Source organism: Actinomadura fibrosa (assembly GCF_900659615.1).
GTDB lineage: Bacteria > Actinomycetota > Actinomycetes > Streptosporangiales > Streptosporangiaceae > Spirillospora > Spirillospora fibrosa.
On record NZ_CAACUY010000356.1, the window covers coordinates 1 to 7,292 of the forward strand.

Annotated in this window: 6 protein-coding genes; 4 read left to right on the forward strand and 2 right to left on the reverse strand. The window is 76.6% G+C overall.

The window, feature by feature from the left end; all coding sequences use genetic code 11:
- The 4 genes from E1300_RS45925 to E1300_RS45945 form a co-directional block, all read left to right on the forward strand.
- Positions 1-484: TadE family protein (locus tag E1300_RS45925; protein ID WP_306440704.1), on the forward strand; the 484-nt coding region annotated here is incomplete at its 5' end.
- A 14-nt stretch (positions 485-498) separates the two neighbouring features.
- On the forward strand, positions 499-966 hold the full coding sequence (locus tag E1300_RS45930; protein ID WP_242619829.1) for a TadE/TadG family type IV pilus assembly protein: 468 nt from the start codon (positions 499-501) through the stop codon (positions 964-966).
- On the forward strand, positions 963-1,460 hold the full coding sequence (locus tag E1300_RS45940; RefSeq protein WP_242619830.1) for a TadE/TadG family type IV pilus assembly protein: 498 nt from the start codon (positions 963-965) through the stop codon (positions 1,458-1,460). The genes E1300_RS45930 and E1300_RS45940 overlap by 4 nt, the downstream gene beginning before the upstream one ends.
- Positions 1,461-1,560: 100 nt before the next feature.
- Complete coding sequence (locus E1300_RS45945) at positions 1,561-4,617, forward strand: bacterial transcriptional activator domain-containing protein (protein ID WP_242619831.1); 3,057 nt, start codon at positions 1,561-1,563, stop codon at positions 4,615-4,617.
- Between the two features lie 12 nt (positions 4,618-4,629).
- On the opposite strand, the gene E1300_RS45950 is transcribed toward E1300_RS45945, so the two are convergent.
- The gene (locus tag E1300_RS45950; RefSeq protein ID WP_131763562.1) at positions 4,630-5,847 is read right to left on the reverse strand and encodes a YncE family protein; all 1,218 of its coding nucleotides are present in this window, start codon (positions 5,845-5,847) and stop codon (positions 4,630-4,632) included.
- A 147-nt stretch (positions 5,848-5,994) separates the two neighbouring features.
- Positions 5,995-7,062 (reverse strand): NYN domain-containing protein, encoded by a 1,068-nt coding sequence (locus E1300_RS45955; protein ID WP_131763563.1) that lies wholly within the window; start codon positions 7,060-7,062, stop codon positions 5,995-5,997.
- Positions 7,063-7,292: the final 230 nt, after the last annotated feature.

The window sequence follows — 7,292 nt, forward strand, 5'->3', positions numbered from 1 at the left end:
CGAGCCGCCCGGGCGGCGCGCGTCCTCCGGGCGCGCCGCGGCGCGGTCCCGGCCGGGCCGGCGGTTCCCCACCCGCGACGCCGGGGCGTCCTCGATGGAGTGGGCGCTGCTGACGCCGATCCTCATCCTCGTGATGCTCGCCGTCGTGCAGTTCGCGATGGTCTACCACGCGCGGCACGTGGCGCTCGCCGCCGCGCAGTCGGGCGCGCGGACGGCCCGCACGCAGCCGGTCGGCGGCGGCTGGCAGGACGCGGCCGTCACGAAGGCCACCGACGACGTCCGCAAGGTGGGCCCGAACCTGCTCAGCGGCCTGGAGGTGCGGACCGGCGAGGAGAACGACGAGCGCTGGGTCGAGGTGAGCGGCGAGGCGGTGCGCGTCATCCCGTTCATGACGTTCCACGTTTCGCAGCGCTCACGCGGGCCGATCGAGTGCTTCCGCCCGGACGTGGGGTCGGGCGTGGCCTGCCAGGGGGCCGCCCAGTGATACGTCCGAAAGCGGTGCGGCGCCTGGCGGCCCGGCGGCGCGACGGCGGCTCGATGTCGCTGGAGATGGTGCTGGTCACGCCGCTGTTCGTCGGCTTCCTGCTGTTCCTCGCCGGCGCGGGGCGGATGGTGGACGCGCAGAGCCAGGTGGACGGCGCCGCGCGCGACGGCGTGCGCGCCGCGTCCATCGCCCGCAGCGCCCCGTCCGCGCAGGACCTCGCGGACGAGGCCGCCAGCGCCAACCTGCGGGGGCACGACTGGTGCACGGGCGGGCCCGTCGTGCGGACCGACGTGAGCGCCTGGGGGCCCGGCGGGCGCGTCGTCGTGACGATCACCTGCGACGTCGACCTCGGCGACCTGTCGTTCATCGGGCTGCCCGGCAGCAAGCGGCTCCAGGGCCGCGCCGTCGCCCCGATCGACACCTTCACCTATCGCGGGACCGACCCCGGCCCCGATGAGGGCGAGCCGGGAGACCCGCAGTGAAGCGGCGGCGCCTGGCGGTGCGGATGTGGGAGCGCCCGGCGGCGCGGATGCGCGGGCGTCTCGCGGCGCGGGCGGGCGCGGGGCGCGATCGCGGTTCCGTCGCCATGTACGCGGTCCTGTTCACGCCGGTCGTGTTCATGCTGGCGGGCCTCCTCGTGGACGGCGGCCTCGCGATCCACGCGCGGCAGCGGGCCGCCGACATGGCCGAGCAGGCCGCCCGCGCCGGCGCCAACGAGATCGACACCGACGCGCTCCGGGAGACGGGGAAGCCGGTGATCGACCCCGGTCGGGCCCGCGGCGCGGCGTGCGACCTGCTCGCCGCCTACGGGGAGCAGGTGTCGGCGTCCCGCTGCGACGCCGACGGGCAGGAGGTGGACGTCACCGTGGAGATCAAGGTCCGGCCGCAGCTCCTCGGCATCATCCCCGGCTTCGGCGAGTTCACGATGACGTCCTCGGCGACGGCCCGCCCCGTCACGGGCGGTGACGGGCAATGAGGGGCGCGGGAAACCCGTCTACCATTGAGGCGACGTCCGGGAAGCGGCGACCGCTGGGGGCGCGATGGTGACGGGTCATGGGCGCGGGACACCCGTGCGGGTGAAGGGCCGTCGCAGCCCGGGGGACGTCCTCGCCGGGATCGGCGCCGTCGCGGCGCTGGCCGCGCTGCTCGCCGGCGTCCCGTTCGCGCTCCTCACGTTCTTCGGCTCGCCGCTGCCCGACCACGTGCCCGCCGCGTCCGACCTCACGCACCGGCTCGGACCGGGCTCGCTGCTCGCCATCCTCGTCGCGCTGGTCTGGCTCGCCTGGATCCAGCTCGCGGCGTGCGTGGTCGTCGAGGTGTACGCCGGGATCCGCGGGGTCGGCGTGCCCGCGCGGGTGCCGCTCGCGGGCGGCACGCAGTCGCTCGTCCACCGCCTCGTCGTCGCCGCGCTGCTGCTGTTCACCGCCACCTCGGTGATCATGCCGGCGCTGTCCGGCGGCGCGCTGTCGCGGCAGCCGCCCGCCCCGCCGCAGACGCAGACGCAGTCGCAGGAGTTCCACCGCGTCCAAGACGCGCCGGAGCGCCCGGCGGCGGCCGCCGACCGGGTCGCCGAGGACCTCGCCGCGCACCCCGCCGAGAAGGCCCGCACCACGAAGATCTACCGGGTGCAGCCGCCCGAGGGCCGGCACCACGAGAGCCTGTGGGAGATCGCCGAGAAGTGCCTCGGCGACGGCCGCCGCTACAAGGAGATCCACGCCCTCAACAAGGGCCGGACGCAGCCGGACGGCACCCGGCTCAGCATCGCCAGCCTCATCCGCCCCGGCTGGATCCTGGAGATGCCGGCGGACGCGAAGGGCGTGCACGTCATCCCCGTCCAGGACCTGGACGAGTACTTCAAGTACGGGCACGCCGTGCCGGGCGACCGGTCGCCCGACCCGTCGCCGGAGCCGTCCGCGCCGGCGCCGCGCCCGTCACCGGAGCGGCCGTCGGCGTCCCCGACCGCCCCGCACACCCCGGCACCGCAGACGCCCGCCCCCCAGACACCCGCCCCCCAGACGCCTGCGCCGCAGACACCGGCTCCGCAGGCCCCGGCTCCGGCGCCGCGCCCGTCCGCGTCGCAGACCCCCGCGCCGAAGCCGTCGCAGGCCCCCACGTCCGCGAAGCCCGAGGCGCCCGCCTCGCACGCTCCCGCGCAGGATCCGCCCGCGCACCGCGGCTCGGACGGGCCGTCCGGCGAGATGGACGGCGGCGCCGGAAGCGGCGGCGCCTCCCTGCCCGGGCAGAACGCGTCCTACGACGACTCCTCGCACGGCCTCGGCTGGCCGCAGGGTCTCGCCGCGGCGTCGCTGATCGCCGCCGGGCTGCTCAGCGCGCTCGGCCGGCGGCGCCGCGTGCAGCTCTGGAACCGCGCGTTCGGGCACGCCATCGTCCGGCCGGAGGGCGCGGCGGCCGAGACCGAGCGGGCGCTGCGGATCGGCGCCGACGACGCGGCGGCGCGGCTCCTCGACCTCGGGCTGCGGCACCTGTCGAAGTCCATGGCGGCGGGCGGCCGGGCGCTGCCGACCGTCTACGGGGTGCACCTCGGCCGCGGCAGCCTCGACCTGTGGATCGCGCCCGCCGACCGCAACCCGCCCGCGCCCTGGCAGGCGTTCGACGACGGCCAGGTGTGGCGGCTGCGCGCCGGCGCGCTGGACGGCGCCGAGGCGTCCGACCTCGGCGACGTCCTCGCCCCCTACCCGGGCCTCGTGTCGATCGGCACGAACGAGAACGGCCGGATCCTCGTCGACCTGGAGGCCGCGCACGGGCTGATCGCGGTGCGCGGCCCCGAGGACACCCGCCGCGCCGTGCTCGCCGCGATCGCGCTGGAGCTCGCGACGAACCGCTGGTCCGACCACATGCGCATCACGCTCGTCGGGTTCGGCGCGGAGCTCGGCGAGGGCCTCGCGGAGGTCGCGCCCGACCGGATCCGGTCCGTCCCGACGCTCGCGGACGCGCTGCCGGAGCTGGAGGGCCGCAGCGAGGAGGTGCGGCAGGCGCTCGCCGCGTCCGGCGTCGACTCCGTCCTCACCGGGCGGTGCCGCGGCGTGTTCGGCGAGGCGTGGATGCCGCACTACCTGATCATGGCGGACCGCCCGTCCGAGCGGGAGGCCGACCGGCTCGTCGCGCTCGCCCGCACCGGCACCCGGATGGCGGCGGGATACCTCGTCGCCGGCGAGGTCCAGGGCGCCACCTGGACCTGGGACGTCGACGGCGACGGCCGGCTGCACGCCGGCGTGCTCGGCTTCGAGGTGAACGCGCAGGTCGTCCCGGACGAGGACTACCGCGGCGTGTTCGAGCTGTTCCGGACCGCGGCGCGGCTCGACTCGGTCCCGCTGCCCGAGCCGGCGGAGGGCGCCCAGCCGCCGCCGGAGCAGCAGCCGTCGGTCGACATCCGCCTGCTCGGCCCCATCGAGGTCGACGCGCCCGGCCCGATGGACGAGAGCCGCCGCGCGCTGTGCACCGAGGTCCTCGTGTACCTCGCGGCGCACCCGAACGGCGTCCACCCGACGGTGCTGAGCGGCGCGGTGTGGCCGCGCGGTGTGAGCGCGGGCGTCCGCGACGCGTGCGTGGCGCGCGTGTCCGACTGGCTCGGCCGGGACGCGCGGGGCCGCCCCAACCTGTACTACGACGACCGCGGCCGCATCCGGCTCGGCTCCGAGGTGCGGGTCGACCTGGCGGTGTTCCGCTGGCTGGTGTGGCGGTCGGCGGCCGAGCCCGCGTCCGAGACGGCCTACATGTCCTACGCGCTGGACCTCGTGCGCGGCCCGCTGCTCGCCGGCCGCCCGCGGGGCCGCTACGCCTGGCTCGCCGCCCACGACCTGGAGTACGAGGCGACGGCGCGGGTCATCGACGTCGCGCACCGCCTCGTGGTGCTGCGCCTGGAGGAGAACGACCCGCACGGCGCGGTCGGCGCCGCCCGGGCCGGGCTGCGGCTCGCGCCCGAGGACGAGGGCCTGTGGCGCGACCTGCTCCGCGCCACGAACGCCACCGGCGACCTCGCGCAGGTCCGGATCGCGGTGGACGAGCTCCGCGGCCGCGTCGGCCGCGACCCGCTGCTCGACCAGCTCCAGCCCGAGACGGAGGCCCTGATCGAGGAACTGGTCCCCGAATGGCACCGCGTGGGCTCCCGCTGACCCAACCGGCGGTCAGCGGTAGAGGCCGGTGCCGCCCAGGGAGTGGCGGCCGGGCTGCGGGTGGACGGTCAGCCCGGCGGGGCGGCCGCCGACGTGCAGCTTGCGGAGCACCCGGCCGTCGCGGGTGGACACGGCGCAGACCGTCCCGGTGGGGGTGGCGAGCCACAGGGCCGTGCCGTCGGACGACACGCCGCCCGGTACCGCCGAGCCGCCGCCGGGCAGCCGCCACCGGGCGGTGACGCGGCGGGTGGCGAAGTCGACCGCGGCGAGCGTGCCGCCGCCGACGACGAACAGCCGCCGCGCGTCCCGGCTGACCGCGAGGCCGCGGGCGCCGGTGGCGGTGCGGACGAATCCGGGCCGGGCGAGGCGCCGCGCGTCCACCAGCCAGATCCCGCCGCGTGCCGCGTCCGCGACGAAGAACGCGCCGCCGTCGGGGGAGAGCCGCAGGTCGGCGGGGTGGGCGCCGTCGGGCAGCCGGAGCGTCGCGGTGACCCGGCGGTGCGGCACGTCGACGCGTACGAGCCGTCCGGCCGCCGCGCAGCTCGCGACCACGGACGCCCCGTCGAGCGTGAAGTCGGCGTACCGGGCGGCGCAGGGCAGCGGGATCGACGCGCGCGGCAGCATCGTGCGCGGGTCGCGGACGTCGAGGCTGCGCGTCCGGGTGGACAGCACGAGGGCGTCGTGCCCGTCCGGTGTGAAGTAGAGCGCGGCGGGGTCGGCGACCCGCAGCGGCCGCCCGGCCCTGCCACTCAGCGGACCGACCGGCACCAGCGTGCCGTGCGCGGCGTCGGCCGCCCACAGCCGCCGCAGGTCCCAGGACGGGACGACGCGCGCGGTGGACCGCCCGGCGCCGACCCGGCGGACGATCCGCAGCGTCCGCGGCTCGATCACGACGATGTGCCGCCCGTTCGCGAGGTACAGCCGGGCGGGCAGGTCCCGCGCGGTGGGCGCGATCATGCCGGGGCCGGTGGCGGCGTAGACCGCGCCGCCCGCGGCCCCCGGAAGGGGCGCCGGGTCCGCGTCCCGGCCGGACGGCCGCGGCAGGTACGGCGCGGGCCCGCCCAGCCCGACGACGGGATCGTCCGGTGACCCGTGCCCGGGCCGGTAGAACGGGACGGGCGACTCGCACCCGGCCGCCGCGCCACCGGTCAGGGCCAGGGACGCGGCGAGCGGGATCGTCGCGGAGCGCCCTCGCCGCCCGCGGAGCCATGCACGGTCTCCCCCCATCACGGCGGGGACTGTACCGAGAGACGACAGTACGTGTCCGCGTAAACGCAGAACGTTTCCAACGGGATGCCCGGACGTGGCCACATCGCAGCGGTGTGGTGGCCACCGCAAACCCTGAGGGCCGCCGGGGACGCCGTCCGGGATGTGGGATCAGTCGGACTTGCCTATGCCGATCCCGAACTCGCGGTACACGCGCTCCCAGAAGCCGTCCCGCAGCCAGGTGCGGGCCTCCTGGTAGGGGCGCAGGGAGCCGCCGAGCTCCTTCTCGGCCTCGATCAGCAGCTCCTTGTCGATCACCGGGGGCAGTATCGGGCCGGGCAGGAGGTCGCGGATGTTGTCCCGGCCCCGCTCGAAGATCCACTTCTGGGCGACGTGCTCGCCGATCTCCAGCATGTGGTCGCGGTCGGGGCCGAGCTTGCCGTCGGACACGGCGGCCGCGGCGGAGTTCATCGAGGCGGCCACGGTCGCGGGCGTCACGTTCGGGCCGCCGACCGGGACGGCGGCGCGCACGGCGGCGGCCGGGGCCGGCTTGACCGCCGGGGGGCGTCCCGCGAAGACCTGGGACGGCGACGGGACGGGGCTCGCGCGGTGCGCGGCGGCGGCCGCGGCGTCCCGGACGGCGGCGGTGGTGCCGGGCGCGGGCACCGGCAGCACCTTGGCCTTGGTGAAGTAGGGGCGCAGGAAGTCGGCCGGGAGCACCTCGACCGTGTCGGACTCCCAGACGAGCCATTCGGCCTGGTTGGAGCCGTGGGTGGGCTCGACGCCCCACAGGTGCACGCGGACGCCGTAGCGCTGCGCGGCCTCCACGGCGGGCAGCATGTCCTCGTCGCCCGCGAGCAGCACCGCGTCGGTGATCGCGCGGTGCCGGGCGAGGGCCTCCAGGTCGGCGCGGAGCTGGGCGTCCACGCCCTTCTGCTGGCCCTGCGCGTTCAGGTTGCCGAGCCGCAGCTTCACGAGCGGCAGGTTGGCGATGACGCGCTGGTCCACCGTCGGCTGCCGCTTCGGCGCCGCGTCGAACCAGTAGACGCGGAGCAGCTCGCCGAGCAGCTGATCGTCGGCGTGGGTCGTCAGCGCCTTGATCAGTTTCTCGGCGGCGACCCGGTACTCCCGGCGGGAGCCACAGCCGAGCAGCAGCGCACCGGAGGCCGCGTAAAGGTATCCCGCGTCGACGAAGACGGCATAGCGCGCGGGCTGTGGGACGAACTCCGAGGTGGCCATGGCCTTTCACCTTATTCGTGCAGAGGCCTCTGCTGGGCGCGAACCACGGTTACATGTCCCTTGAAGCATTTCCCTAACGCCGGCTCCGGACAACGCCGGACCCGTGCCGCCGGCCCCGCGGAACCCGTCCGGAGACGGCCCGGCGCGGGCGCCGGAGGCCGTTGTCAGCCGGGCAGGCCGCTCGCGCGCCAGGCGCCCGGACCGCGCGGGAGGACGCCCCCGGCGGCGGT